This is a genomic window from Haloarcula limicola (genome assembly GCF_010119205.1).
Classification (GTDB): Archaea; Halobacteriota; Halobacteria; order Halobacteriales; family Haloarculaceae; genus Haloarcula; species Haloarcula limicola.
This window is the reverse complement of the sequence record NZ_WRXM01000007.1, coordinates 1-3,276: the sequence shown is the minus strand read 5'-3', so window position 1 is coordinate 3,276 and position 3,276 is coordinate 1. Positions and strand designations below refer to the sequence as shown.

The 3,276-nt window shown below is 56.4% G+C and carries 2 rRNA genes; both read right to left on the bottom strand.

The features are described 5' to 3' along the window. Positions 1-26 precede the first annotated feature (26 nt). Positions 27-149 (bottom strand): 5S ribosomal RNA (rrf, locus tag GO488_RS19515). A gap of 136 nt (positions 150-285) precedes the next feature. Next, a 23S ribosomal RNA gene (locus GO488_RS19510) occupies positions 286-3,214 on the bottom strand. Positions 3,215-3,276: the final 62 nt, after the last annotated feature.

Below are 3,276 nucleotides of genomic sequence, written 5' to 3'. Positions count from 1 at the left end.
GGGCTGAATGAATGATAGGGAATGAATGGTGGCGGCGAACCAAATTTCCCAGAGGCTCGCGCACTCCAGTACTCGCTGGAACGCTGGTGGGCTTATCTTCCGTGTTCGGGATGGGTACGGGAGGCAACCCCACCGCTATGGCCGCCTAACGCCGAGTCACGGAGTCGAACCGTGATGGTATACCGCTCTCGGTCGGTCTCACCAATGTGTACGTGCGATCCAGTTAGCGCCTGGACTCGTTCAGTCAGCGAACTCAATCGCCGGTGAAGCGAGTCACAGTGCGTATGAATGATGGCTTTGGTCTGTTAGTGCTCGTGGGCTTAACACTTCGTTACCTCAGTGCGTACACCCCGAGTCTATCGACCGCGTCTTGTACGCGGGACCTCAACGGTATCTCTTTTCCAGGTGGGTTTCGAGCTTAGATGCGTTCAGCTCTTACCCCGTGTTGCGTGGCTACCCGGCACGTGCTCTCTCGAACAACCGGTACACCAGTGGCAACCAATCGTAGTTCCTCTCGTACTATACGATCGTTCCCGTCAGATACCATGACACACCCAGTAGATAGCAGCCGACCTGTCTCACGACGGTCTAAACCCAGCTCACGACCTCCTTTAATAGGCGAACAACCTCACCCTTGCCCGCTTCTGCACGGGCAGGATGGAGGGAACCGACATCGAGGTAGCAAGCCACTCGGTCGATATGTGCTCTTGCGAGTGACGACTCTGTTATCCCTAGGGTAGCTTTTCTGTCATCAATTGCCCGCATCAAGCAGGCAAATTGGTTCGCTAGACCACGCTTTCGCGTCAGCGTCCCTCGTTGGGAAGGACACTGTCAAGTCATCTTTTGCTCTTGCACTCTTCGCCGGGTCTCTGTCCCGGCTGAGATGACCTTAGGGCGCGCTCGATATCTTTTCGAGCGCGTACCGCCCCAGTCAAACTGCCCGGCTACCGGTGTCCTCCTCCCGGAGTGAGAGTCGCAGTCACCGACGGGTAGTATTTCACTGATGGCTCGGTGGCCCGCTAGCGCGGGTACCTGTGTAACGCCTCCTACCTATGCTGCACATCGGCGACCACGTCTCAGCGACAGCCTGCAGTAAAGCTCCATAGGGTCTTCGCTTCCCCCTGGGTGTCTCCAGACTCCGCACTGGAATGTACAGTTCACCGGGCCCAACGTTGGGACAGTGAAGCTCTGGTTAATCCATTCATGCAAGCCGCTACTGATGCGGCAAGGTACTACGCTACCTTAAGAGGGTCATAGTTACCCCCGCCGTTGACAGGTCCTTCGTCCTCTTGTACGAGGTGTTCAGATACCTGCACTGGGCAGGATTCAGTGACTGTACGAGTCCTTGCGGATTTGCAGTCACCTATGTTGTTACTAGACAGTCCGAGCTTCCGAGTCACTGCGACCTGCTCCTCTCCGGAGCAGGCATCCCTTATTGCGAACGTACGGGACTAACTTGCCGAATTCCCTAACGTCGGTTGCTCCCGACAGGCCGTGGCTTTCGCCGCCATGGACACCTGTGTCGGTTCTCGGTACGGACACTATGCTCGTCTTTTCACGGGCCCCAGGTTGAACCACATTGCTCTATCTCGCCGTTCGTCCGCTTCCTGCCATTACGGCTTCCACGGAGTTTGACGATTCGACCGGGCGATGGCCCGGCGTGGTTGACCCCAGGGCGTCGACTTTCACTGCATAGTGGCACGGGAATATTAACCCGTTTCCCATATCGTCTCAGTCGAGTTGCGGTGAGACTTAGGACCGGCTAACCCTCAGCTGATCAGCAGTGCTGAGGAACCCTTATCCATTAGGCCGTCGGGGTTCTCACCCGACTATCGCTGCTACTATGGCCAGGATTTTCGTCACTCATCGGTCCACAGGAGTTCTCACCCCTGCTTCCATCCAATGAGAGTGCCAACCTACTCGGTCACCCTGTAAGGGGTGCGGAAAGGTCTCGGTAGTGGATTTGAGTCCCGATCATTTTGGGCGCCTCAAACCTCGGCCGGTAAGCTGTTACGCTTTTCTTAGAGGGTAGCTGCTTCTAAGCTCACCTCCCGGCTGTCTAGGGCTCGAGACCACCTTCAGAGGATTACACTTAATCCACATTTGGGGACCTTAACCTTTCTCTGGGTTGTTCCCCTCCTGGTGCACAGGCTTACCCCGCACACCGGAATCCTCACGTCAAACGGCGTCCGTAGGTTTGGAGTTTGACAGGTGTGCCGACTCCTCTCGGAGGCGGACACACCAATCGGTCGCTCTACCCCACGGACTACCTCGGTGAAGGTCATGCTTCGACATGTTTCGGTTGGAACCAGCTGTTGCCGGACTCGATGGGCCTTTCACCCCTACACATAGATCACGAGAGGGTATTGTAGGACACCAACTCTAACAGGCTTCCACGTGCCTTTCGGCACGCTTCACCTTGTCCATGCGTAGATCGTCCGGATTCGGGTCGTGTCCGAATGGCTCCCCGCCCTTGAAGACGGCGGCCCTGGTCGGAAGACTGCGGCCATGTCGGTTTCCCTATGCCTCCCCGGATGCTCCGGTTAGACTTGCCATACAGACACACTCCCTGGCTCGTTTTTCAAAACGTACGACGGAACATCGGCTTCCCGCGGATTCTACTGCAGCCTCGCGGCTGTGTCGTTGTCCGGGGGACCTTGTATGCCCCGTCGCTCGATCGCCAACTGAGTTCAGGCTCTATTTCACCTCCCTTCTGAGGGTACTTTGCAGCGTTCGTTCACACTACTTGTGCACTATCGGTCTCGAGGAGTGTTTAGCCTTCGCAGTCGATGCCTGCGAAATTCGCGAGGGATTTCCAACCCCCGCTACTCTGGAGCTGACGCACGCCGTACTGACCTTCATTACGGGGTTGTCACCCTGTATCACGCCCTGTTCCAAGGGACTTCATAAAGGCGGTCGAGCGATGAGAGTCAGTCCGAACACCACATTGGTCGTGTGACCTTCGGTTTGGGCTGTGTCGCCTTCACTCGCGGTTACTGACGACATCACATTGCGTTTTCTTTTCCTCCCGATACTGAGATGTTTCAGTTCTCGGGGTTCCTCATTGCGCGAAGCAATTGCTGTGGGGATTCCCATTCGGAGATCCTGAGTTCTTAGCCTCCGTGCGGCTCCCTCAGGCTTATCGCAGCTTGGCACGTCCTTCTTCAGCTCTCGAGCCGAGCCATCCACCAGCTGGCATAGTAGCCAACGTCGTTGTGACTCGCTAAACTGAACGAGTCCAGTGGACGCCTGGATCGCACGTACACACGGTTTCAT